The following is a 23119-nucleotide window of genomic DNA, read 5'->3' as shown; positions in this document are numbered from 1 at the left end:
GAAGGGTTAGCGCTTGGAGTACTGGGGCGCCTTACGGGCCTTCTTCAAGCCGTACTTCTTGCGCTCCTTGATCCGCGAGTCACGGGTCAGGAAGCCGGCCTTCTTCAGCGCGGGGCGGTCATCGGGCTCGAGGCCGATCAGCGCGCGGGAGATCGCCAGGCGCAGCGCGCCGGCCTGCCCGGTGATGCCGCCGCCGACGAGGGTGGCGGTGATGTCGTACTGGTCGTTCTTCTCCAGGGTCACCAGCGGCTCCTTGATGAGCTGCTGGTGGACCTTGTTGGGGAAGTAGTCATCCATGGTGCGACCGTTGAGCTTGAAGACGCCGGTGCCCGGAACGAGGCGGACGCGGACGACGGCCTCTTTGCGGCGACCTACGACTGGAACTGGGGTAGTCAACGCGAATTCTCCTAGGTGCCTGATCCGCGCTTACTGCGCGACCTGCGTGATCGTGAAGGGCTGGGGGGTCTGCGCGGCGTGCGGGTGCGTCGGGCCGCTGTAGACCTTCAGCTTCTTCAGCTGGGCGCGACCGAGGGTGTTCTTGGGAAGCATGCCCTTGACGGCGATCTCGATCAGCCGCTCGGGCTTGGTCTCGAGCAGTTCGCCGACGGTGCGCTTGGAGAGACCGCCCGGGTAACCGGAGTGCCGGTACCGGAACTCACCCAGCTTGCTCGGCGAGACGGCAACCTTTTCGGCGTTGATGATGATCACGAAGTCGCCGGTGTCGGTGTGCAACGCGAACTGGGGCTTGTGCTTGCCCCGGAGCAGCTTCGCGGCATGGCTGGCAAGCCGGCCGAGGACGATGTCCTGGGCGTCGATGACGTGCCACGCACGTGTGATGTCACCGGGCTTGGGGGTATAGGTGGTCAAGATTCACTCTCTCTGGTCGGTCTTCACGGTAAGAACACCGCTCCCACGGTCCCGTCGGGGGCTCCCGATGGTCGACCCTGGGACATGGCCGTCGATGCGAGGCACAGAGCGCCACGCACCAGCGAGCCACGATACCGCCTTCCCCGGAGGTGCTCCAAATCCGCTACCGCGGGCGGGTCACCCTCGCGGAAGTGAAAACCGGTTCCGTGGACTCCCGTACCTCACCGTCCGCCCCGAACACCAGGAACCGGTCGAAGGTGCGCGCGAACCAGCGGTCGTGGGTCACCGAGATCACCGTGCCGTCGAAGGACTCCAGGGCCTCTTCCAGCGCCTCGGCCGACAGCACGTCCAGGTTGTCGGTCGGCTCGTCGAGCAGCAGCAGGGTCGCCCCCGACAGCTCCAGCAGCAGGATCTGGAACCGTGCCTGCTGGCCTCCGGACAGCGTCGCGAAGTCCTGGTCGCCCTGGCCGTTGAGCTCATAACGCCGCAGTGCCGCCATGGCCCGGCCGCGGTCCACCCCCGGCCTACCGGGCGAGTAGCCACCTCGCTCCGCTCCTCCCTCGTACCTCGGTCGATGCTCGCTCGGCTCCCCGTGCCACAGCAGGTCGACCAGAGTTCTACCCAGCCACTCCGGATGGGTATGGGTCTGGGCGAACAGGCCTGGCACCACCCGGGCGCCGAGCTTCCAGGATCCGGTGGAACGCACCGGTTCACCGCCGAGCAGCCGCAGGAAGTGTGATTTGCCGGCACCGTTGGAACCGAGCACCGCCAGCCGCTCGCCGTAGAAGATCTCGGTCGAGAACGGCTTCATCAGCCCGGTCAGCTCGACGTCTTCGCAGACCACCGCCCGCACACCGGTTCGCCCGCCACGCAGCCGCATGGTCACGTTCTGCTCCTCGGGCAGGTCCGGCGGCGGTCCCTGCGCCTCGAACTTGGCCAGCCGGGTCTGCATCGCCCGGTAGCGCGAGGCCATGTCGGGTGAGATCTTGGCCTGCTGCTGCAGCGTGCGTACCAGGTCCACGAGCCTGGCGTGCTCCTCTTCCCACCGCCGGCGCAGCTCCGCCATCCGCTCGTGCCGGTGGGTCCGAGCCTCGTGGTAGGAGCCGAAGCCGCCACCGTGCACCCACACCGTGCCGCCCTCCACGGTGGCGACCCGGTCGGCCACCTTGGCCAACAGCTCGCGATCATGGCTGACGAACAGCACCGTCTTGGACGTCGACCACAACCGCTCCTCGAGCCACTGCTTGCCCGGAACGTCCAGGTAGTTGTCCGGCTCGTCCAGCAGCAGCACCTCGGCCGGCCCGCGCAGCAGCGCCTCCAGCGCGAGCCGCTTCTGCTCGCCACCGGACAGGGTGGACAGCTCGCGGTACTTGCACTGCTCGTAGGACATTCCCAGCGCCGCGACGGTAACGGTGTCCCACAGCACCTCGGCGTCGTAACCACCCGCATCGCCCCAGTCGCTCAGCGCCTGGGCATAGCGCAGCTGGGTTTTCTCGTCGTCGGCCTCCATCATCGCCAGCTCAGCGGTCGTGAGGTCCGCCCAGGCGCGGATGATCCCGGGAGCGGCCAGGCCGACGAGAAAGTCCTGGACGGCGGTCTCGTCGCGCACCGAGCCGATGAACTGGCGCATGACGCCGAGGCCGCCGGTACGGGCCACGGCTCCGCTCTGGGGCGTCAGGTCGCCCGCGATCAACCTGAGCAGCGTCGTCTTGCCCGCGCCGTTGGCGCCGACCAGGGCCGTCTTGGCACCCTCCCCGACCCGGAAGCTGACGTCGTCCAGCAAGATCCTGCCGTCGGAAAGCTGGTGCCGGACGGCCTGTACATCGAGATAACCCACAAGTCCATCTTCCCGGATCGCGCAACGGCAAAAATCCCGGGCACAATCATCAGCTATGACTGCCTTGCTGGACACGCTCCGCGCTGACCTGCCCGAGGACGCCGTCACGGTCGATCCCGCGCTGATGGACAACTACCGCTACGACTGGGCCCGCGATCCGGCCGCCGGGGTTCCGCTGGCGGTGGTGCGCCCGCGAACCACCGCCGAGGTGCAGGCGACCATGCGGTGGGCAGCGGCCAACCGGATTCCGGTCGTTCCCCGCGGTGCGGGCAGTGGCCTGTCCGGCGGTTCCTCGGCGGTCGCCGGTGGCATCGTGCTCAGCATGGACCGGATGCGGTCGGTCGTCATCGACCCGGCCAGCCGGGTCGCGATCGTCGAACCGGGCGCCCTCAATGTGGAGGTGAAGGCGGCCGCCCGCGCGCACGGCCTGTGGTATCCCCCAGACCCGTCGTCCTTCGAGATCTGCTCCATCGGCGGCAACATCGCCACCAACGCCGGTGGCCTGTGCTGCGTGAAGTACGGGGTGACGACGGACTACGTGCTCGGGATGGACGTGGTGCTCGCCGACGGCGCGGTGGTCCGGCTCGGTGGCGCCCGGCTCAAGGACGTCGCCGGGCTGTCGCTGCTCAAGCTGTTCGTCGGCAGCGAGGGAACCCTGGGCGTGGTCACCCGCGCGGTGCTGCGACTGGTGCCCGCACAGAAGCCGCCGAGCACGCTGGTGGCGACCTTCGGCACGGTCGCGGCGGCGGCCGAGGCGGTCGTCGCCATCACCGGCCAGCTGCGCCCGGCGATGCTGGAGCTGATGGACGGGGCGTCCATCAACGCCGTCGAGGACCACATCTCGATGGGCCTGGACCGCAGCGCGGGCGCGTTGCTGCTCGCGCAGTCCGATGTCGGAGGGGCCGCGGCGGTCAATGAGATCGCCGTGATCGCCAATGCCTGCAAGGCATCCGGTGCGCGCGAGGTGTTCAGCACGGACGACCCGGCCGAGGGCGAGGCGTTCGCGGTGGCGCGGCGGGCGGCGTTCCCCGCCATCGAGAGCCGCGGCTCGCTGATGCTCGAGGACGTCGGGGTGTCGATACCGCTGCTGCCCGCACTGCTCGCCGGCATCGAGGACATCGCCGCCCGCAACGACATCGAGATTCCGACGGTCGCGCATGCCGGTGACGGCAATACCCATCCCATCGTCGTGTACAACGCCGCCGATCCGGAGTCGGTGGCCCGCGCCCGGCTTGCCTTCGACGAGATCATGGCGCTCGCCATCGCCCTGGACGGCACCATCACCGGCGAGCACGGGGTGGGCCGGCTCAAGAAGGACCATCTGCCCGCGCAGCTCGGCCCCGAGGCGATGGCGCTCTCGCACCGGATCAAGGATGCCCTTGATCCACTGGGGATTCTCAATCCCGGCGCGGTCCTGTAAGCGGAGCCCGCCGCGGGCGGGAGGTCGTACGGGTTGCTCTGCGGCCGCCCGTAAGCTGCCGCTATGCCGCGCCGACCCACCCGCACCGTCCCCACCGTCCTGCTGCACGGCTCGATCGGACACGGGCACGGCGACTGGCAACCGTGGCTGGCCGATCAGCTTCGCACCGCCGGCCGCGAGGTGCGCTTTCCGGAGCTGCCGAACCCGCAGAGGCCGGACCTGGCGGAATGGTCGTCGGTGCTGCGCGACACCCTGGCGGGGCTGCCCGACGACGGGTTCGACGTGATCGCGCATTCGTTGTCGTGCCTGCTCTGGCTGCACCATGCAACGAACCACAGCGGGGAAGTGAAGGCGTCACGGCCGGCTCGCGTCGCCCTGGTGGCACCGCCGGTCGCGCGGCCGGGTGCTGATCTCGCCGCGGGCTGGAGCTCGTTCTATCCCGTCCCGTTGGACATCGACGCCATCCGTGGCGCCGCGGACGGCACCGTCCTGGTCGGCAGTGACGATGATCCGTACTGCCCGGGCGGTGTCGCGCAGGCGTACGGAGCTCCGCTGAAGATGGCGGCCACGGTGGTTCCCGGAGCCGGGTCCCTCACCGCCGAGACCGGATTCGGCCCCTGGCCCGCGGTCCTCGACTGGTGCGGCCGCGACAACCTCGCCTTCATCGCCTAGCAACCAGCAACCTCGCCCAGCGACCAGCACACCCCGCCTCGCAGCACTAGAGCGACCGGCTCCGTACCGTACGGCTCTGCGCCGCCCGGGCAGCCAGCTCACCGTCCGGCGGGTAGCCGACCTCCATCAGCGTCAGCCCCTTGGCCGGTGCGACCACCACCATGTCGCTGCGCAGAGAACGGCTCAGCAGCGCCGCCGGCCAGGCCACGTCCTGGCTGCCGTCGCCCACCGCGGCCAGTGCCCCGACGAGCGAGCGAACCATGGAGTGGCAAAAGGCGTCCGCCCGGACGTCGATCTGGATCAGGTCCCGGTCCCGTGCCACGTCCAGGCATTGCAGCTCGCGGACGGTGCTCGCGCCCTCACGCCGGCGGCAGTAGGCGGCGAAGTCGTTCAACCCGAGCAGCAGGTGTGCCGCCTCCCGCATCCGGTCGGCATCCAACCGCCGCCCCCAGCCGGCCGTGTCGAGGCGGCGCAGCGGATCGGGTCCGGAGTCGGCGTCGGCGATGCGGTAGCGGTAGCGCCGCCAGAGCGCGGCGAAACGGGCGTCGAACTCGGGGTGGGCCGCCGCGACCGAATACACCCGTACGTCCGCGGGCAGCAGCCCGGCCAGTCGCCGCACGATCCGCGGCGCCTCCCGCTGCCAGCGTTGCCCGTCGACGTCGACGTGCACCACCTGACCGGCCGCGTGCACCCCCGCGTCGGTTCGTCCAGCCACCACCACCGGCACCCGCGGCACTCGGAACAGGGTCGCCAGCGCCTCTTCCAGCACTGCCTGCACCGTGCGCAGCCCCGGCTGCAGGGCCCACCCGAAGAAGGCCGTGCCGTCGTAGGCGAGGTCGAGGCGAACGCGAACGAGCCCGCCGCCCCGGGTAGGGGAAGCGGGCTCGTTGCTGACGTACATGATGACCGCGTCGAGGCGTACTACTTGGTATCGGTGTCGCCCTCGGACGCCGGGGCGTCCGGCACTGCCGAGTCGGTGTCGACGAACTCCGCGGCGGTAGCGCCGGTGCTGCTGGGAACGTCGGCAGCTACCTCGTCGGCGGCCTTGGCCTCAGCGGCGTCCTCGGCGACCCGAGCGGCCGTCGGCGACTCCGCGGCGGCGTCCTCGGCGATTTCGGCGGTGCGACCGGTCGGCGCGTTCGAGGGGGCGAAGTTGGTGCCACGGGACCGCTCGGCCTCGCGGACCACCTTGCCGGCCGCGCTCAGCTCTTCGACCAGCTCGATGACGGCCATCGGAGCGTTGTCACCCTTGCGCGGGTTGACCTTGATGATGCGGGTATAGCCGCCCGGACGCTCCGAGAACTTCGGCCCGATCTCGGCGAACAGCTTGTGCACGACATCCTTGTTCCGGATGACCTTGAGGACCTGACGGCGGTCGTGTAGCTCACCGTTGCGTGCAAAGGTGATGAGCTTTTCGGCCAGCGGGCGCAGCCGCTTGGCCTTCGCCTCGGTGGTGGTGATCCGGTCGTGCTCGAACAGTGCGGTCGCGAGATTCGCGAGCATCAGCCGCTCGTGCGCCGGACCGCCGCCGAGGCGAGGTCCCTTGGTGGGCGTAGGCATGTCGTGCTCCTAATAGGGATATCTGTAAGTCCGCACCCGCTGGAGTTCGCGGGAGCGGGTGCGGCCAGGTGTCTTAGAGCTCTTCGGTCTCGGCGTAGTCGGTGTCGTCGGTGAAGTCGTCGCCACCGTAAGAGTCGACCACGGCGTTCAGGTCGAATCCGGGGGGGCTGTCCTTCAGCGACAGGCCCAGGCCGTTCAGCTTGACCTTCACCTCGTCGATGGACTTGGAGCCGAAGTTACGGATGTCGAGCAGATCGGCCTCACTGCGGCCGACAAGCTCACCCACCGTGTGGATGCCCTCGCGCTTGAGGCAGTTGTAGGACCGGACGGTGAGGTCCAGCTCCTCGATGGGCATCGAGAACGCCGCGATGTCGGCAACCTCGGTCGGCGACGGGCCGACGTCGATGCCTTCGGCCTCCTCGTTGAGCTCGCGCATCAGGCCGAAGAGCTCGACCAGGGTGTGACCGGCACTGGCGACCGCGTCGCGCGGGCTGATCGAGGACTTGGTCTCGACGTCGACGACCAGGCGGTCGAAGTCGGTGCGCTGCTCGACACGGGTCGCCTCGACGTTGTACGTCACCTTGAGGACGGGTGAGTAGATCGAGTCGACCGGAATCCGGCCGATCTCCTGGCCGGGCTGCTTGTTCTGCACCGCGGTGACGTAGCCACGACCACGCTCGACGATCAGCTCGATCTCGAGCCGGCCCTTCTTGTTGATGGTCGCGATCTTCAGGTCGGGGTTGTGCACCTCGACACCGGCCGGCGGCGCGATATCGGCGGCGGTGACATCGCCGGGACCCTGCTTGCGCAGGTACATCACGACGGGCTCGTCGGAGTCCGAGGACACGACCAGTTCCTTGAGGTTCAGGATCAGGTCGGTGACATCCTCTTTGACACCCTCGACGGTCGTGAACTCGTGCAGCACACCGTCGATGCGGATGCTGGTCACGGCCGCGCCGGGGATGGAAGACAACAGGGTACGACGCAGCGAGTTGCCGAGCGTGTAGCCGAAGCCGGGCTCGAGCGGCTCGATGACGAACTTGGATCGGTTGTCGGCGATGACCTCTTCGGTCAGCGTCGGGCGCTGGGAAATCAGCAAGGTGATGCTCCTTGGAACTCGTGAGCGACCGCTATATGACGCTCGGGTAGGTATTCAGTTGTCCCGCACGGCACCGGACCCTCCCGCACCACTGACGCGGTGTGAGAAGGTCCGGCAAACCCGTCCGACTTACGTGGAGCAGAGCTCACTTACTTGGAGTAGAGCTCGACGATCAGCTGCTCGGACACCGGGATGTCGATCTGCGCGCGCTCTGGCAGCTGGTGCACCAGAATACGCAGCTTCGACGGGACGATCTGGAGCCAAGCCGGAACCGGCCGGTCGCCCAGGGTCTCGCGAGCGATGATGAACGGCGTGGTCTCGAGTGACTTCGGCTTGACGTCGATGATGTCCAGCGGGGTCACGCGGTAGCTGGGGATGTCAACCTTCTTGCCGTTCACCAGGAAGTGACCGTGGTTCACCAGCTGGCGGGCGGCACGGCGGGTACGGGCCAGTCCGGCGCGGTAGACCACGTTGTCCAGCCGGGACTCCAGGATCTGCAACAGGTTGTCACCCGTCTTGCCGTTGCGGCGGGTGGCCTCTTCGTAGTAGCGGCGGAACTGCTTCTCGAGCACGCCGTAGGAGAACTTGGCCTTCTGCTTCTCCTGAAGCTGCAGCAAGTACTCGCTCTGCTTGATCCGCGCGCGGCCGTGCTGGCCGGGCGGGAAGGGACGACGCTCGAACGCGGCGTCGCCGCCGACGAGGTCAACGTTGAGACGCCGCGAGATACGGGTCGCGGGTCCGGTGTAGCGGGCCATATTACAAACTCTCCTCAATCAACATCAGGTTCGCACTCCACAACTCGTCCGGCTCGGGTCAGACCCGGCGGCGCTTCGGCGGACGGCAACCGTTGTGGGGCTGGGGGGTGACGTCGGAGATGGTGCCGACCTCGAGGCCGGTCGCCTGCAACGAGCGGATCGCGGTCTCACGACCGGACCCCGGGCCCTTCACGAACACGTCGACCTTCTTGACGCCGTGCTCCTGCGCCTTGCGGGCAGCGTTCTCGGCTGCCATCTGCGCGGCGAACGGAGTCGACTTACGCGAGCCCTTGAAGCCCACGTGGCCGGCGGAGGCCCAGCTGATCACGTTGCCCTGCGGATCGGTGATCGAGACGATCGTGTTGTTGAAGGTGCTCTTGATGTGAGCGTGGCCGTGCGCAACGTTCTTCTTCTCTTTGCGCCGGACCTTCTTCACGCCGCCTGCGGCGCGGGTCTTGGGAGGCATAAGCCTTTACTCCTGTGGTTGTTCGAAACGAAGTGGATAGCAGTGCGGCCCGAAGCGAGCCAAGGAACCGCTGGTGTTACTTCTTGACCTTCTTCTTGCCTGCCATCGTCTTCTTCGGCCCCTTGCGGGTACGCGCGTTGGTCTTGGTGCGCTGACCGTGCACCGGCAGACCGCGACGGTGCCGAAGGCCCTGGTAGCAACCGATCTCGATCTTGCGGCGAATGTCGGCCGCAACCTCGCGACGGAGGTCACCTTCGACCTTGTAGTTGCCCTCGAGGTGGTTACGGAGCTTGACGAGGTCCTCGTCCGTCAGGTCGCGCGCGCGCAGGTCCGCACTGAGGCCGGTGGCCTCGATGGTTTCCTTAGCGCGGGTCGGTCCGACGCCGTAGATGTAGGTGAGTGCGATGACGAGCCGCTTCTCGCGGGGCAGGTCAACGCCGGCAAGACGTGCCATGTGGGCGTTCTCCTTCGTTTCTTCGGAGGTCTTGTGCGCATCCGTCCGCTCGTGCCCGGTGTCCATTGCTGGACTGAACGGCCCCGGCCTCCGACCGGGGGTGGCCCCGAGTCACGGCCACCGCCCGGGGGCGGAGCTTGGCGACGCGAGGAGGAATGCGCGTGCTGGGGTAGTGCTGGTTGGCCGGTCTGCTCAGCCCTGGCGCTGCTTGTGGCGCAGGTTCTCGCAGATGACCATGACTCGACCGTGGCGACGGATGACCTTGCACTTGTCGCAGATCGGCTTGACGCTGGGCTTGACCTTCACGGTCTAACTCCTGATTTCGAACAGGATGCCCGCCCCGGACTGGAAGCGGTCATCTTCATCGGTCGGCTTACTTGTAGCGGTAGACGATGCGCCCGCGGGTGAGGTCGTACGGGGATAGCTCCACCACGACGCGGTCCTCGGGCAGGATGCGGATGTAGTGCTGCCGCATCTTGCCGCTGATGTGCGCGAGCACTTTGTGCCCGTTGCTCAGCTCTACCCGGAACATCGCGTTCGGCAGTGGTTCGACCACTTTGCCTTCGACCTCGATGGCCCCATCCTTTTTGGCCATGTCCTCCGCTTTTCGTTGCGTCTCGTCGTGCACTGTAAGCACTGTGAACATTGCGGTCGCAGTTCTGAAGGCACGGACACACCGCATCGACCACAACTACGTCCGGCGCTTCCGATGAGGGCCGGCATCCGCTCGCGGCCACAGCGAGCACCCTGAGATAAGGGCATGAAAACCGGCGGCATGCGCCTCGAAGGAGTTTACTCACGTCCACACGTGATACCAAAACCAGCCCCGGCGCGGGAAGAGCGCCATGCCGTGGGCCGTTGCAGGCGGCATGAACAGTGTCCCCCTCTCCGTCCCGGATCTCGCGCCGGTCAGCGGTAAAGGTGACACCACGGAGGCGCGGCGGTTCACGACCGAACTGGCGCGGCGCGCCGCAACCGCGACCCGGACGATCCGGGTGGGCTCCGGCGGGGTGATGCTTCCCCATCACGCGCCGCTGGGGGTTGCCGAACAGTTCGACACCCTGGAGTCGCTGTACCCGGGCCGGCCTGACCGACCCGCTGCGGTCCTACGAGCTGATCGCGGAACTCAGCCTCGATCGGGCCGAGGTGTAGCGGCTTCCGAGTTCGGCCGCGGCGCTCAGCGCTGCTGGCTGTCAGCACCGGAGTCCGGGTTTCCACGAGCGTCGGAGCGCGACCACAGCCGAGACAGCGCCAACCGATCCGCGTCGGTGTCCGGGGCGAACAGCAGTCCAGGCGGGCAGTCCAGCACCCGCTCGATCGCCATGGCGGTGCGCAGGGAGCAGCTGACCCGCCGTCCGGTGACCAGATGGTTCACGGTGGAGTGGCTCAAGCCTGCGCTGCGGGCGACCTGGCGCTCTGACAGGCCCAAGAGATCGATGTAGTCCGCTAGCGCTTGCCGGCTACGAAGTTGCATGTATCCCCCGTTACGAGCAGTTCTATCCGGCGGCGACCGGATTGCAGCAAACCTACCCAACCGTATGACGTCTGATCAGTAATCAGACATACACGGCGTTGCGCCGCTTCGACATCAACGTTGCCATCCATCATCCTCCGGCCGCCCGCCGCAGCCTCCGCCGGATGTGGGCAAGAGGGCACGTAACGGCATACCAGGGCGCTAGTGTCTACAACATGTCTGCACGCAAGCCGCGCCGGTGAGCACCCTGTCCGAACTGCTCCGCCAGGCCAACGCAGAGCACGACAACCTCAGCGCCCGCTCCATCGCCCGCGCCGCCCAAGAGCACGGCTACAGCCTCAACCACGACACCGCCGCCCGCTACCTACGCGGCGACCACGGCCGACCCGACGAAGCCACCCTGCTCGCCCTCTCCACAGTCCTGCACATCCCCCTCGGCACACTCCGCACCGCCGCAGCCCTACCCGCCGAAGAAACCCAGCCCTACCACCCACCCACCGAAGCCAGCCGCCTCAACCGCCGGCAACGCCGCGCCGTCGACGAAATCATCCGCGCCATGCTCGAACCCACCCAGACCGCCGACACCACCACACCCGTCACCCGACTAGACACACACCGCTCCAAAAAAACCACCAAAGCAGCCCGCCGCGGCACCCTCGAACCACCCCAGCGCTAACCCACCACCGGCGTGTCAGATCGGCTGGGCAAGTGATCGTGGCAGTCATGGTAGGAGGGATGCGTCCCTCGAAGTAGCTCGTGAACGCTCAGGGTGCTTGTTTCCAGACCGAACTTCGGGTCCGACCGTTCGGCCCCGATATTCATCGAGGTTGCGAACGGCGAGGTCGAGCACTTTCAGTGCGGCCTGCTCGGTGAGGAACAGCCGCAGATCCTTCGCCAGCGCGCGTCGGGCAGGCCGGTGGCGCGCTGCCACGCCGCGGTGTCAGAGAACTCTGCCTTGTCAGGCAGCACGGTGAGCCAGAACTTCAAGGATTGCCCGGTGCTGGTCTTGGCCATCCTCGCGCCGAAGGGGGACCTCCCTGCACGAAAGTGCTTGGGCAACCCCGCCGGCCAGACCCGGCCAAGAGTTCGGGACTGCCATTCCTGCAGCTCCTCGAGCACCGCGTCGGTGACCCGGCTGATCAGGTCGGGTGACACACGGCGACGTCATACCTCTCGCCTTGCGGACGATCTTCAGACCGAAGCTGCCGTTACGGTGGCGGCACCTCCAGATCGATGCCACCGATCTCAGTCAACAGCCCGCTTACCGGTGCTGCCGCTGCGGCTGGTCCCGACCCACGCCCGACGGGATCGTATTTGTCATAACCCAGGTGTTGGCTCATCTCCTCGGTCAGCCCCGCTCCAGCACCGCCTTGCTCACCTGACTCAGCAGGCCGTCCGGGCCGAGCAACTCGACCCCTTCCGCCTGCGCCCGCGCAAGCAGTTCGTCCGCGAACTCCGCATCGACCAGCGGCGGTTCTCATCCGCCGGCGGACGGTCAGGCCTGCCCGGGCACGATCCGAGTGTCAGTCATCGCGTGGTCCCTTTCCGAACCCTCTGACTCGGAGTCACGCCACGTCACTTACCCAACCGATCTGACACGCCCGCACTCGACGCACAAGCCAGCTGCGGGCAAGCCGAGATGCGTGCAGGCGGATGTGGGCAAGAGGGCACTTAACGGCATACCAGGGCGCTAGTGTCTACAACATGTCTGCACGCAAGCCGCGCCGGTGAGCACCCTGTCCGAACTGCTCCGCCAGGCCAACGCAGAGCACGACAACCTCAGCGCCCGCTCCATCGCCCGCGCCGCCCAAGAGCACGGCTACAGCCTCAACCACGACACCGCCGCCCGCTACCTACGCGGCGACCACGGCCGACCCGACGAAGCCACCCTGCTCGCCCTCTCCACAGTCCTGCACATCCCCCTCGGCACACTCCGCACCGCCGCAGCCCTACCCGCCGAAGAAACCCAGCCCTACCACCCACCCACCGAAGCCAGCCGCCTCAACCGCCGGCAACGCCGCGCCGTCGACGAAATCATCCGCGCCATGCTCGAACCCACCCAGACCGCCGACACCACCACACCCGTCACCCGACTAGACACACACCGCTCCAAAAAAACCACCAAAGCAGCCCGCCGCGGCACCCTCGAACCACCCCAGCGCTAACCCACCACCGGCACAGAATCGTCAGAGCCCCACCCGATACTGCGAGCATGACCTCGCGCCCCGGCACCCCCCGCCCCCAGCTCATCTCCTATGACAGCCGCGGGCTGTACGACCCCTGGGCTGACGTTCGGCAGAACTGGCCCGCGGTCCGGGTCGTGATCGAGCCGATGTCCGGTGACCTGCTCGGCGAGGTCCGCGATGACGGCCTGGTGATCGCCCTGCGCGCCGGCACCAGCGGCGCCCAGCGGCGATGCACCCTCACCCACGAACTCGTTCATCTCGAGCGGGGCATCCTCGATTGCGGCCCCTGGTCCCAGCGCGAAGAGATCCAGGTGCACACCGAGACCGCGCTGCGACTCGTTCCGCTGTCACAGCTCATCGCCGCCATTCGGGCCCTGGGTGGGGTCGAAGATCCGGGCGCTATCGCGCAGTGGCTCGATGTCGACAGTGAGACGCTGGCCGTCCGCCTGAGCCGGGTGGACCGTGTCGAGCGCAGAGCGCTACGGCGAGCGCTGGCGCGCCAGGTTCCGCTCTGGTCGGTGGCGTGAGCCGGCTACCCGCGCTATCGGATCTTCCGGCCAGCAAGTAAAACAAGTCAATACTTGACAAGTAAGCCGTTACCCGGCACTTTAATGTCTGTTGTCCGTTACGACAGGAGCCAGTATGCGTACCGCCGGGGATCTCAAGCCGCTGGACTTTGCCAACCAGCTACTGATCAACGCCTCCGAACTGCGGCTCGCCCTCATCGGCGCCCGCCGACACCGGGCGGTGCCGTCTCGCTCCTGCGGCATCACCTGCAACAACTTCTCCAAGCAACTCAAGGCATGACGCACCTCCACGTCAAAGAGACGCAATTGAAGGAACGTCACCACGGGCAGGAAGGCACCTAAAAACCTCGGGGGAGGGTGGAGCGGCATGGCAGCAGATCGACCACTGCTAGGGACAGTGGACGTCGCGGATGTGGGGGCACCGCACTGCTGGCCATGCCGCTCTCTCCCGGTCAATCACCGGCCCGGACAGGGAGCTATCAGCCGGACAAACTCACCGCGAAGGCCTCCAGCGGGTCGGTCCACCACCGCTGCACGCAGAGTCCGGCCGCAGCAAGCTCCGCCGAGATGCCTTTTCGATGGAACTTCGACGAGATTTCGGTGAGCATCTCCTCGCCCTCGTCGAAGTGCACCCGCAGGCTGATGGCCGCCAGGCAGGCATCCACCGTCCGGTTGGCGCGAAGCCGCATCTCGATCCGCTCCTGCTCCGAGTTCCAGACCGCGCGATGGCTGAACGCCTCGATCGGCAGGTTGCCGTCCAGCTTCCGATTCAGCACCTGGAGCAGGTTCAGGTTGAACTCCGCCGTGACCCCGGCCGCGTCGTCGTAGGCGGGAACCAAAGTCTGCTCTGACTTGACCAGGTCGGTACCCATCAGCAGCACGTCGCCGTCGGGTAGCGCGGACCTCACCTGCTCGAAGAACCGGCCACGCTCAGCGGGGTCGAGGTTGCCGATGGTGGACCCCAGAAAGACGATGGCGGTACGTCCCGTCGTCGGAAGGTCCTTGAGGTGCCGGGCGAAGTCAGCCCGCACCGGACGTACCTCGACGTCCGGATATCGGCCCGCGAGCCCGGCTGCCGCCTCAGCCAATGCACTGGTGGACACGTCCAGGGTGACGATCCGTTGCAAGGCTCCAGCGCGCTGCCACGCATCCAGGAGCAGCTGCGTCTTGGTCGAGGACCCTGAACCCAGCTCGATGACGGTGTTCACCGGCGCCGCGGCGGCAATATCGTCCGCGTACGCCTCCAGGATCTGGCGCTCCGTCCTAGTGGGGTAATACTCGGGCAGCTCGGTGATCTGCTCGAACAGCTCGCTGCCACGCGCGTCGTAGAACCACCTCGGCGGCAGAGACTTGGGCGTGGACGTGAGCCCGACCCGCGCGTCCAGTGCCAGCTCCTCGACCGAGCTGGCCGAGTCGAGGAGGGTGTTGTCAACGTTGATGGACATCCGATCCACTTTCTTCAGGGCTGGTGCGCGGCAGCGGGGCGCTGCTCACGCCGGTACGGTCGGCGGTGACGACGCGGCCGTCCTCGATGCAGATCCACGCCGGGTCGTTGTCGAAGGGCTCGCTCGCGAGCAACACGCTCGATCCGCTGTGCCGGCACCACAACGAATGGCTGGCCGTGGTGGCATAGAGTCGCCGACCATCGGTGAGCAGGGTGTTGAGTCGCGATCCCGGCGCGTCGATGAGCAGTTGTGCCACCAGGCTCCCGAGCACCGCCGCCGGGTCGACCGGACGGGGCTGCCCGGGCACCGACAGGCGATGACGCAAGACGGCCCAGAGCAGCGCGGAGTCCGTCGGTGCCTCGAGGGTCAGCAGGTCGCGCGGCGGCAGCTCAGCGGCAAGCCGAACCACGGTGTCGGGCCAGCCGCTGATGCGTCCGTTCAGGCTGAAGAGCCACTGGCCATCGGTGAACGGGGCGCACGCGGCCTCAGCCACCGGCATGCCCGCGGTGGCGTTGCGCAGCGCACCGAGAGCTCCGGTCGCGTGGGTGTCAGCCGCGAGTTGGGCGAAGTTGGCGTCCTGCCAGATGGGCACGGACCGCCGGTAGCGCCGCGCGGCCGGCTCACCCTCAGCCGTTCGGCTCACAGCCGCAGAGCCTGCCGGGTACCATCCCACTCCGAAGCCGTCGACGTTGACCGTTCCGCCGCCGCGCATATCGTGTGGGGCGTAGGACTGGCTGGCCAGCGAGTGCGGCGGAGTGAAGACCAGGTCTGCGAGCGAGACCGGTTCGCCCAGGTAGCCGAAGTGACGGCACACGGGTGCTCAGGCCCGGCCGGCGTTCCGGGCCGTCCGGAAGCCGGCGAAGATCTGACGGCGAATCGGGTAGTCCCAGTTGCGGAAAGTGCCCCGGCACGCCGCACGGTCGGTTCCGAACGACCCACCTCGCAGCACCCGGTAATCCGATCCGAGAAAAACCTTGGTGTACTCGTCATACGGGAACGGGCGGAAGCCGGGATAGGCCGACAGCGTGGAGGACGTCCACTCCCAGACGTCGCCCATCAGCTGATGCACTCCGAGCGGTGACGCCCCTGCCGGATAGCTTCCCGCCAGGGCCGGCCGAAGATGCTGTTGGCCGAGGTTGGCATGCACCGGCGTCGGGTCGGCGTCGCCCCACGGGTAGCGCCGGGACCGTTGAGTATCCGGATCCCAGCGCGCGGCCTTCTCCCACTCCGCCTCGGTGGGCAGCCTCCGGCCGGCCCAGGCCGCGTAGGCCTCGGCCTCGTAGTAGCAGACATGCACCACCGGCTCGTCCGCCGCGACGGGCAGCACCGTGCCGAAGCTCCGGCGGTACCAGTCACCGTTGTCGTTGCGGAACCAGAAGAGCGGCGCGCTGAGATTGGCGCGGTGTCGATGGGCCCATCCGCCTACGGACCACCATCGCTCGTCGTCGTAGCCACCGGCGTCGAGAAAGGCGGCGAACTGGCCGTTGGTCACCGGCGTCGTGTCGAGGAAGAAGGCGTCCACCTGCACCTCGTGGGCGGGGCGTTCGTTGTCGAGTGCCCATGCCTCGGTCGACGTCCCCATCGTGAAGCCGCCTGCCGGCAGGAAGATCTCTGCCGGCAGGCCGGTGGCCCGGTCGGGAGCCGGAGTCGGGGCGTGCAGCGCCGGGCCGGTGCGGCGAAGCTGATGGGTGGCCAACATGGTCTCGTCGTGCTGCTGCTCGTGCTGCACGACCATGCCGAACGCGAAACCGGCCTGAGTCAATGGATCGGCGTTCAGCCGGGCGGAGTTCAGGACATCGAGGACCTTGTCCCGGACCTGCGCCACGTACCCCCGGGTCTGTACCGGCGACAGGAGCGGCAGCGCCGGACGGTCGGCCCGGGCGTTCTGGAAGGCGTCGTACATGTCGTCGATGTCGCTGCGGACGGCGTCGTGCCGGCCGACATCCCGCACCAGCCAGATCTCTTCCTGGTTCGCGATGTGCGCGTAGTCCCACACCAGGGGCGACATGAGCGGCGAATGCTGGCTGACCAGATCCTGCTCGTCCACGGCATCTGCCAGCGCACTGGTGCGCTGTCGGGCCCTGTCGAGTTCCGCGGCGATGTGCTGGCGGAGCGCGTCGTCGGTCAGCGTCGTCGGATCGGTGAAGTCGTGCAGCGTGGTCATCGCAGCTCCCTATCGGGCTGAGGAACGTTCTCTGGTTGCGGGTGCGGCAGTGCGTCCATGGCTGGGCTGATACCCGTCCGCAGCCGGCGGTCGAGCAGGTCGGTGATGAAGGCCAGCGTCGCGGGGTCCAAGTCCAATTCGGCGATTCCCGGCCGCGCGATCTCGTGCAGCTCAGCCGCGGCCCGGCGCAGTGCGGGGTCGGCCAGGCCGTACTCGGTCGCCTGGCGCCAGCGATCGGCGACGTCGGCACAGGCCTCGAGCACCTGGCGCACCGACTCGCCGCTGCGGAACAGAGCGGCGATCAGCGCTAGTGGCGCCACCCATTCCCCCGCGGGCTGCTGATCGAGGTACCGAAATTCCAGGTACCCCTGAGGGCGCACCGGAGGGAACAGCATCGACAGGTGCAGATCGATGTCGGCGGCCGTCAGCGGTTCGCCAGATGCGGCCCACTCGCGCAGCGTGAGGGGCTCGGACACCAGCCACGGGCCGTCCGCGCGGCGCCGCGCCAGCACCTGGGTGTCCAGCACCCGAGCCGGGTAGTCGGCCGGGTCGAACGTCTCGGGGGGCAGCGTGCGTGCTGGATCGAGCTCCCACCAGGCAGACATCCGAGCTGACACGACCGGCGTCCCGGTATCGGCGCCGAGCGGCGAGTTGGCGAACGCGGCCAGCAGTACCGGGCCGAGGTAGTGCGCCGCTCGCCACCGCTCGGCGGCCAGGTCGGAAGTACCCACGTCCAGGCACACCTGCGCGGAGGCGGTGGAACACATCATCACGCGGCCGGCGGGGCTGATGGAGTCGAAGCTCTCGGCCATCGCGGTGTAGCGCGGACTCCGCAGCAACAGCTCAGGTGCCCGGCGGGTGTCCGCCGCCAGGTCGGACATCACCAGACCCGACGGATCGAGCAGGCGTTGCAGTGCGGAGATGTCCGCGGTCATGGCCGTGATCAAGGCGGTGACCGACTGTGCCGGGGCCGAGGAGATCTCGACCTGGCCCCCCGGCTCGATCGTGACCAGACCCCCACCGGGCAGCGGGGCCGCTGGACTGCCTGCGGCAATGGTGTGAGGAGCGTGGGGACCCAGCAGGGACCGCAGGGTCTTGAGATCACCGCGACGCTCCGGGTCGGCGGGATCGAGAAGAATCCATTCCAGCTCGAGACCAGTTCTTGTCGGTGGCCCGTGCTTGAAGCAGACCCGCGTCACGTAGGTGCCGGCTTCGGCGACTGTGCTGATCGGCTGTGCTGTCCGGTGATCGAAAGTCGATCGAATCATGCCCTCATCCCCTCTCTGAGCTTGCCCTCGAACCTATAACGCCGCACTGACAACGGCCACAAACAAGATTCGATGCAGGGATCAGCGGGGATTGGTCAGGCCAGCGAACTCAGCCGAACGCCGCGGACAGCCAGTTCGGCGCGTCCGCCGTCCTCTGCCGTGAGCACCCAGACCCCGTCCGGAAGGAGGGCGACCGTGTGTTCCCAGTGCGCGGCCGGGGAGCCGTCGGCCGTTTCCACAGTCCAGTTGTCGGCAAGCTCTCGGGTGTTGGGCGAGCCGAGGGTGATCATGGGCTCGATTGCCAGCGCCATTCCCGCAACGAGTTCCGGGCCCCTGCCGGGCTTTCCATGGTTGAGGATGTGCGGCTCCATGTGCATGGCGGTGCCGATCCCGTGGCCGCCGTAACCGGTCACGATGCCGTAGCGGCCGGACCTGCGGACGGACGTCTCGACGGCATGCGAGATGTCGGTCAGCCGGCCACCGACCTGGGCCGCGGCGATGCCGTCCCACATCGAGCTTCGGCACGCGGCCGACAACGCGGCCGCTTCGGCGGAGACCTGTCCGACCGTGACGGTGACGGCGGCGTCGCCGTGCCAGCCGTCCACGATCGCGCCGAAGTCCAGCGAGATCAGGTCGCCGTCGGCCAGCACGTCGTCCTTGCTGGGTATGCCATGAACGATCTTGGAGTTCCGGGACGAACAGATGACGCCGGGAAAGGGCGGCGGTCCGGCGTAGCCGAGGAAGGACGACGTAGCTCCGGCCTTCGCCAGGGCTGAGCGCGCGATCTGGTCGAGTTCATAGGTCGACACACCCGGCTGCGTGGCCTCGGTCATCGCTGCCAACCCGGCGGCCACGGCAAGCCCGGCGCGGCGCATGAGCTTGATCTGCTCAGGCGACTTCAGCTGGATGTCATCCCTACGACGGCGCATGGGCAGGTCAGGAGGTCACTTTGGTGAGGGCGGTGATGGCACGTTCGGTCACGTCCTCGACGGTACCGAGCGCGTCGACCACCACGAGCTGGCCTCGCTGGTCGTAGAACTTGATCAGGGGCGCGGTCTGCTCGGCGTAGACGTCGAGCCGGTGCCGGACAGTTTCGGCCTTGTCGTCGTCACGCTGGAACAGGTCGCCACCGCACAGGTCGCAGACACCCTCGGCATCCGTCGGCTCGTAGTCGACGTGCCAGATATGGCCGCACTTGCGGCACATCCGTCGACCGGACAGCCGGCGGACAACTTCTTCGCTGTCGACCTCGAGTTCCACCACCACGTCCAGGGACGAGCCGAGATCACCGAGCGCGGAATCGAGTTCGTAGGCTTGGGCGACGTTGCGCGGAAACCCGTCGAGCAGGAAACCCGCGGCAGCGTCAGGCTCGCCGAGCCGGTCCCGCACCATGGCCACGGTGACCTTGTCCGGAACCAGGTCACCCGCGTCCATGTAGGACTTCGCGAGCTTGCCCAGCTCCGTGCCACCGGATACGTTCGCCCGGAAGATGTCACCCGTCGAGATCTTGGGGATGGAGAACCGCTCGGCGATGAACTCCGCCTGGGTGCCCTTGCCTGCGCCAGGTGGCCCCACGAGTACGAGTCGCACTAGGTTCTCACCGGTCCACTCCGGTCCATGAGCCTGTGCGCTGACCGAATCAGCTGCTCACCCATTTAACGCAGGAATCCTTCGTAGTTGCGCTGCATGAGCTGGCTCTCGATCTGCTTCACGGTGTCGAGCGCAACGCCGACCATGATCAGAACTGCGGTGCCACCGAACGGGAAGTTCTGGTTGTTGCCACCGGTCATCGAGAAGAAGAAGTTCGGCAGCACGGCGATGAAGCCCAGGTAGAGAGCGCCCGGCAGGGTGATCCGCGACAACACGTACTGCAGGTACTCCGACGTCGGACGGCCCGGACGGATGCCCGGAATGAACCCGCCGTACTTCTTCATGTCGTCCGCGCGCTCTTCGGGGTTGAACGTGATGCCCACGTAGAAGTACGTGAAGAAGATGATCAGCAGGAAGTAGACCGTGATGTGGATCCAGTCCTGCTGGTTGATCAGGTGGTTCGTGATCCACAGCTGCACGCCCGAGGTGCTGTTGCCGTTCAGCTGCGACACCAACTGCGGGATGTACAGCAGCGAGGACGCGAAGATGACGGGCACGACACCGGCCATGTTGACCTTCAGCGGCAGGTACGTCGAGGTACCGCCGTACATCCGCCGGCCGATCATGCGTTTGGCGTACTGGACCGGAATCCGCCGCTGAGCCTGCTCCACGAAGACCACGGCGGCGATGATCGCCAGACCCAGCAACAGGATCAGGGTGAACGCGAAGCCGCCCGAGGTCTTGAGGATCGTCTGGCCCTCGTTCGGGATTCGAGCCGCGATCGAGGTGAACATCAGGATGGACATGCCGTTGCCGACACCGCGATCGGTGACCAGTTCGCCCAGCCACATGACCACGGCGGTACCGGCCGTCATGATGATGACCATCGTGCCGAGAGCGAAGATGCTCTCGCGGTACAGCGGGTGGCAGTCGGTGGCACCGGAGAACAACTGACCGGATCGGGCAAGCGCGACGAAGCCGGAAGACTGCAGGATCGCCAGGCCGATGGTCAGGTAGCGGCTGTACTGGGTCAGTTTCTGCTGGCCGGACTGGCCCTCTTTTTTCAGCGCTTCGAATCGCGGGATCACCACGACGAGCAGCTGAATGATGATGCTCGCGGTGATGTAGGGCATGATGCCCAGCGCGAACACCGAAAGCTTGAGCAGCGCTCCACCGGAGAAGAGGTTGATCAAGGCGTACGCGGTCTGGCTGCTGCCACTGGCCGACTTGATGCAGGCGTTGATCGCGACGCTGTTGGTATTGGGCGTCGGAACCGAAGCACCGAGCCGGTACAGCCCGATCATCGCCAGCGTGAATAACAGCTTCTTACGCAGGTCTGGCGTCCTGAATGCAGACGCGAAAGCGCTGAGCACACATCCTCCTGCGCGGGGTTAGTATCAAATCCGTTTTGTGGAGTTCGAACTTATAGCCCTGCCGGAGTTGTCACAGCACCGGTGGACCGTCCTACTGGGTGCGAGCCTAACAGCCGCCCTTGCACAGGCAGTGGCCGCGCGAACCCGGAGAGCATATGCAGTGGGCCGGACAGTCCCCTGTCCGGCCCAACTCGCATGTATCTTGCCGATCACTCTGCCCGTGCCGCACGCCAACCTACACCGCCGATCAACTACAGCGTTGTCGTGCTTCCGCCGGCGGCGGCGATCTTCTCGACGGCACTCGCCGAGAAGGCGTTCGCCGTGACCTGCAGCTGGACGCCACCGAGGTCGCCGGTTCCGAGAACCTTCACCGGAGCGCCCTTGCGGACAGCGCCGGCCTCGACCAGGGCCTGGGGTGACACGGCGCCACCCTGCGGGAACAGCTCGGCGAGCTTGGCCACGTTGACGACCTGGAACTCGACCCGGAACGGATTACGGAAGCCCTTCAGCTTCGGCAGCCGCATGTGGATCGGCATCTGGCCGCCTTCGAAGCCGGCGGGAACCTGGTAACGGGCCTTGCTTCCCTTGGTTCCACGACCAGCCGTCTTACCCCGCCGACCAGCCTCACCACGACCCACCCGGATCTTGGCGGACTTGGCGCCGGGCGCCGGGCGAAGGTGGTGCACCTTCAGAGGACCTTCTGCCATCGGTTACTCAACCTCCTCGACCGCGACCAGGTGGGTCACAGTCTGGACCATGCCGCGGATTTCCGGCCGGTCCTCTTTGACAACGACGTCGCGTACCCGCTTCAGCCCGAGGGAACGCAGCGTCTGACGCTGGTTGTCCTGCGAGCCGATCTCGGATCGGACCTGGGTGATTTTTAAGCGCGCCATCAGTGAGGCTCCTCTACGAACCTTGGCCCGCACGCGCCCGGAGCAGACCGGCAGGAGCGACGTCCTCGAGCGGCAGACCGCGGCGAGCGGCGACCTCTTCAGGACGGACCAACTGCTTCAGCGCCGCTTCGGTGGCGTGCACGATGTTGATGGGGTTGTCCGAGCCGAGGGACTTGCTCAGGATGTCGTGGATGCCAGCGCACTCCAGGACAGCGCGCACCGGTCCACCGGCGATGACACCGGTACCGGGACTAGCCGGCTTCAGCAGCACCACGCCGGCTGCCTTCTCGCCCTGCACGGGGTGCGGGATCGTCTGGGCAATGCGTGGAACCTTGAAGAAGTTCTTCTTGGCCTCTTCGACACCCTTGGCGATGGCGGCGGGCACCTCTTTGGCCTTGCCGTAGCCGACACCGACAGTGCCGTCGCCGTCTCCGACGACCACGAGAGCGGTGAAGCTGAAGCGACGACCACCCTTGACGACCTTCGCCACCCGGTTGATGGTGACGACGCGCTCGAGCAGCGCGCTCTTCTCCGGCGCCGCGCGACCGTCGCGACGGTCACGACCGCCGCGCTCGTTGCCGCCGCTGCGCTCGTTTCCGCCGCTGCGGGGGCCGCGCTGCGTTCCCTGGGTTGCGGAAGCCATCAGGCGTTTCCCTCACTGTTCGAATAAGTGCTCATCAGAACTCCAGCCCGGCTTCGCGGGCCGCGTCGGCGAACGCCGCGATGCGGCCGGTGTAGGTGTTGCCACCACGGTCGAAGACGACCTGGCTGACGCCTGCGGCCTTGGCGGACGTAGCCAGCGTGGCGCCGACCTGGCGAGCCTGCTCAGTCTTGTCGCCCTCGGTCAGCTTGAATGTCGAGGCCGAGGCCAGGGTCACGCCCTTGCCGTCGTCCACGACCTGGACGAACAGGTGCCGGGCCGACCGATTGACAACCAGACGGGGGCGCGATTCGGTACCCACGACCTTCTTGCGAAGGCGGAAGTGCCTGCGTGCCTTGCCCGTCCGCCGGCCGGCGGACACGCCGGCCGAACGCCGTGCGCGCTTAACGATGCTTGTGGCAGCCATGG

The 23119-nt window shown here is 67.1% G+C and carries 29 protein-coding genes and 2 pseudogenes; 7 read left to right on the top strand and 24 right to left on the bottom strand.

Going from position 1 to position 23119, the window contains the following annotated elements:
- Positions 1-6: 6 nt before the first annotated feature.
- The 3 genes from rpsI to RM423_RS02200 form a co-directional block, all read right to left on the bottom strand.
- Positions 7-420, bottom strand: a complete 414-nt coding sequence (gene rpsI, locus RM423_RS02210; protein WP_396327569.1) for a 30S ribosomal protein S9 — start codon at positions 418-420, stop codon at positions 7-9.
- Positions 421-426: 6 nt separating this feature from the next.
- A complete protein-coding gene (gene rplM / locus RM423_RS02205; protein WP_311421353.1) occupies positions 427-867 on the bottom strand; it encodes a 50S ribosomal protein L13 in 441 nt (146 codons plus the stop codon).
- Positions 868-1030: 163 nt separating this feature from the next.
- On the bottom strand, positions 1031-2704 hold the full coding sequence (locus tag RM423_RS02200) for an ABC-F family ATP-binding cassette domain-containing protein (protein WP_311421352.1): 1674 nt from the start codon (positions 2702-2704) through the stop codon (positions 1031-1033).
- A gap of 55 nt (positions 2705-2759) precedes the next feature.
- Between RM423_RS02200 and RM423_RS02195 the strand changes: the two genes are divergently transcribed.
- Both RM423_RS02195 and RM423_RS02190 read left to right on the top strand, forming a co-directional pair.
- Entirely contained in the window at positions 2760-4124 is a 1365-nt protein-coding gene (locus RM423_RS02195) for an FAD-binding oxidoreductase (RefSeq protein WP_311421351.1), read from the top strand.
- Positions 4125-4187: 63 nt separating this feature from the next.
- Positions 4188-4796 (top strand): RBBP9/YdeN family alpha/beta hydrolase, encoded by a 609-nt coding sequence (locus tag RM423_RS02190; protein ID WP_311421350.1) that lies wholly within the window; start codon positions 4188-4190, stop codon positions 4794-4796.
- A 46-nt stretch (positions 4797-4842) separates the two neighbouring features.
- On the opposite strand, the gene truA is transcribed toward RM423_RS02190, so the two are convergent.
- From truA to infA, 8 genes are all read right to left on the bottom strand, one after another.
- Positions 4843-5697: a tRNA pseudouridine(38-40) synthase TruA gene (gene truA, locus RM423_RS02185; protein WP_311421349.1), complete on the bottom strand. Its 855-nt coding sequence runs from the start codon at positions 5695-5697 to the stop codon at positions 4843-4845.
- Positions 5698-5717: 20 nt separating this feature from the next.
- Positions 5718-6356, bottom strand: a complete 639-nt coding sequence (rplQ, locus tag RM423_RS02180; protein WP_311421348.1) for a 50S ribosomal protein L17 — start codon at positions 6354-6356, stop codon at positions 5718-5720.
- A gap of 73 nt (positions 6357-6429) precedes the next feature.
- On the bottom strand, positions 6430-7455 hold the full coding sequence (locus RM423_RS02175) for a DNA-directed RNA polymerase subunit alpha (RefSeq protein WP_311421347.1): 1026 nt from the start codon (positions 7453-7455) through the stop codon (positions 6430-6432).
- 149 nt (positions 7456-7604) lie between these two features.
- On the bottom strand, positions 7605-8210 hold the full coding sequence (gene rpsD / locus RM423_RS02170; protein ID WP_311421346.1) for a 30S ribosomal protein S4: 606 nt from the start codon (positions 8208-8210) through the stop codon (positions 7605-7607).
- Positions 8211-8268: 58 nt separating this feature from the next.
- Complete coding sequence (gene rpsK / locus RM423_RS02165) at positions 8269-8676, bottom strand: 30S ribosomal protein S11 (RefSeq protein WP_311421345.1); 408 nt, start codon at positions 8674-8676, stop codon at positions 8269-8271.
- A gap of 76 nt (positions 8677-8752) precedes the next feature.
- Positions 8753-9130: a 30S ribosomal protein S13 gene (gene rpsM / locus RM423_RS02160; protein ID WP_311421484.1), complete on the bottom strand. Its 378-nt coding sequence runs from the start codon at positions 9128-9130 to the stop codon at positions 8753-8755.
- 192 nt (positions 9131-9322) lie between these two features.
- The gene (rpmJ, locus tag RM423_RS02155) at positions 9323-9436 is read right to left on the bottom strand and encodes a 50S ribosomal protein L36 (protein ID WP_015883600.1); all 114 of its coding nucleotides are present in this window, start codon (positions 9434-9436) and stop codon (positions 9323-9325) included.
- Positions 9437-9503: 67 nt separating this feature from the next.
- Complete coding sequence (infA, locus tag RM423_RS02150) at positions 9504-9725, bottom strand: translation initiation factor IF-1 (RefSeq protein ID WP_311421483.1); 222 nt, start codon at positions 9723-9725, stop codon at positions 9504-9506.
- Positions 9726-9999: 274 nt separating this feature from the next.
- Between infA and RM423_RS25365 the strand changes: the two are divergent.
- Positions 10000-10221 (top strand): annotated as a pseudogene (locus RM423_RS25365) (LLM class flavin-dependent oxidoreductase); the annotation flags it as partial.
- 86 nt (positions 10222-10307) lie between these two features.
- On the opposite strand, the gene RM423_RS02145 reads toward RM423_RS25365, so the two are convergent.
- Positions 10308-10604, bottom strand: coding sequence for a helix-turn-helix transcriptional regulator (locus tag RM423_RS02145; RefSeq protein ID WP_311421344.1), 297 nt, complete (start codon positions 10602-10604; stop codon positions 10308-10310).
- A 238-nt stretch (positions 10605-10842) separates the two neighbouring features.
- Between RM423_RS02145 and RM423_RS02140 the strand changes: the two genes are divergently transcribed.
- Positions 10843-11280: a hypothetical protein gene (locus RM423_RS02140; RefSeq protein WP_311421343.1), complete on the top strand. Its 438-nt coding sequence runs from the start codon at positions 10843-10845 to the stop codon at positions 11278-11280.
- 389 nt (positions 11281-11669) lie between these two features.
- Here RM423_RS02140 and RM423_RS26235 read toward each other — a convergent pair.
- Positions 11670-11759: pseudogene (locus RM423_RS26235) on the bottom strand (transposase); the annotation flags it as partial.
- A 572-nt stretch (positions 11760-12331) separates the two neighbouring features.
- Between RM423_RS26235 and RM423_RS02130 the strand changes: the two are divergent.
- From RM423_RS02130 to RM423_RS02120, 3 genes are all read left to right on the top strand, one after another.
- On the top strand, positions 12332-12769 hold the full coding sequence (locus tag RM423_RS02130; protein ID WP_311421343.1) for a hypothetical protein: 438 nt from the start codon (positions 12332-12334) through the stop codon (positions 12767-12769).
- A gap of 47 nt (positions 12770-12816) precedes the next feature.
- On the top strand, positions 12817-13317 hold the full coding sequence (locus RM423_RS02125) for a M78 family metallopeptidase domain-containing protein (RefSeq protein WP_311421342.1): 501 nt from the start codon (positions 12817-12819) through the stop codon (positions 13315-13317).
- A gap of 115 nt (positions 13318-13432) precedes the next feature.
- Positions 13433-13597, top strand: coding sequence for a hypothetical protein (locus RM423_RS02120; protein WP_311421341.1), 165 nt, complete (start codon positions 13433-13435; stop codon positions 13595-13597).
- 199 nt (positions 13598-13796) lie between these two features.
- Here RM423_RS02120 and egtD read toward each other — a convergent pair whose 3' ends face one another.
- From egtD to rplR, 11 genes are all read right to left on the bottom strand, one after another.
- Positions 13797-14762, bottom strand: a complete 966-nt coding sequence (gene egtD / locus RM423_RS02115; RefSeq protein WP_311421340.1) for an L-histidine N(alpha)-methyltransferase — start codon at positions 14760-14762, stop codon at positions 13797-13799.
- A complete protein-coding gene (egtC, locus tag RM423_RS02110) occupies positions 14746-15576 on the bottom strand; it encodes an ergothioneine biosynthesis protein EgtC (protein WP_311421339.1) in 831 nt (276 codons plus the stop codon). Before egtC ends, egtD begins: the two co-directional genes overlap by 17 nt.
- Positions 15577-15582: 6 nt before the next feature.
- Positions 15583-16926 carry an ergothioneine biosynthesis protein EgtB gene (gene egtB, locus RM423_RS02105; protein WP_311421338.1) on the bottom strand — a complete coding sequence of 448 codons (1344 nt, stop codon included), beginning with the start codon at positions 16924-16926 and terminating at the stop codon, positions 15583-15585.
- Entirely contained in the window at positions 16923-18194 is a 1272-nt protein-coding gene (locus RM423_RS02100) for a glutamate-cysteine ligase family protein (protein WP_311421337.1), read from the bottom strand. The genes egtB and RM423_RS02100 overlap by 4 nt, the downstream gene beginning before the upstream one ends.
- Before the next feature lie 95 nt (positions 18195-18289).
- A complete protein-coding gene (gene map, locus RM423_RS02095) occupies positions 18290-19123 on the bottom strand; it encodes a type I methionyl aminopeptidase (protein WP_311421336.1) in 834 nt (277 codons plus the stop codon).
- Positions 19124-19130: 7 nt separating this feature from the next.
- Positions 19131-19784, bottom strand: a complete 654-nt coding sequence (locus tag RM423_RS02090; RefSeq protein ID WP_311421335.1) for an adenylate kinase — start codon at positions 19782-19784, stop codon at positions 19131-19133.
- 65 nt (positions 19785-19849) lie between these two features.
- A complete protein-coding gene (gene secY / locus RM423_RS02085) occupies positions 19850-21157 on the bottom strand; it encodes a preprotein translocase subunit SecY (RefSeq protein ID WP_311421334.1) in 1308 nt (435 codons plus the stop codon).
- Positions 21158-21408: 251 nt separating this feature from the next.
- On the bottom strand, positions 21409-21864 hold the full coding sequence (rplO, locus tag RM423_RS02080; RefSeq protein ID WP_311421333.1) for a 50S ribosomal protein L15: 456 nt from the start codon (positions 21862-21864) through the stop codon (positions 21409-21411).
- Between the two features lie 3 nt (positions 21865-21867).
- Positions 21868-22050, bottom strand: coding sequence for a 50S ribosomal protein L30 (gene rpmD, locus RM423_RS02075; RefSeq protein ID WP_311421332.1), 183 nt, complete (start codon positions 22048-22050; stop codon positions 21868-21870).
- A gap of 13 nt (positions 22051-22063) precedes the next feature.
- Complete coding sequence (gene rpsE / locus RM423_RS02070) at positions 22064-22693, bottom strand: 30S ribosomal protein S5 (RefSeq protein WP_311421331.1); 630 nt, start codon at positions 22691-22693, stop codon at positions 22064-22066.
- Between the two features lie 34 nt (positions 22694-22727).
- A complete protein-coding gene (gene rplR / locus RM423_RS02065) occupies positions 22728-23117 on the bottom strand; it encodes a 50S ribosomal protein L18 (protein ID WP_311421330.1) in 390 nt (129 codons plus the stop codon).
- Positions 23118-23119 lie beyond the last annotated feature (2 nt).

It is taken from the genome of Jatrophihabitans lederbergiae, from assembly GCF_031845305.1.
Lineage (GTDB): Bacteria > Actinomycetota > Actinomycetes > Mycobacteriales > Jatrophihabitantaceae > Jatrophihabitans_A > Jatrophihabitans_A lederbergiae.
This window is presented reverse-complemented; position numbering and strand designations above follow the sequence as displayed.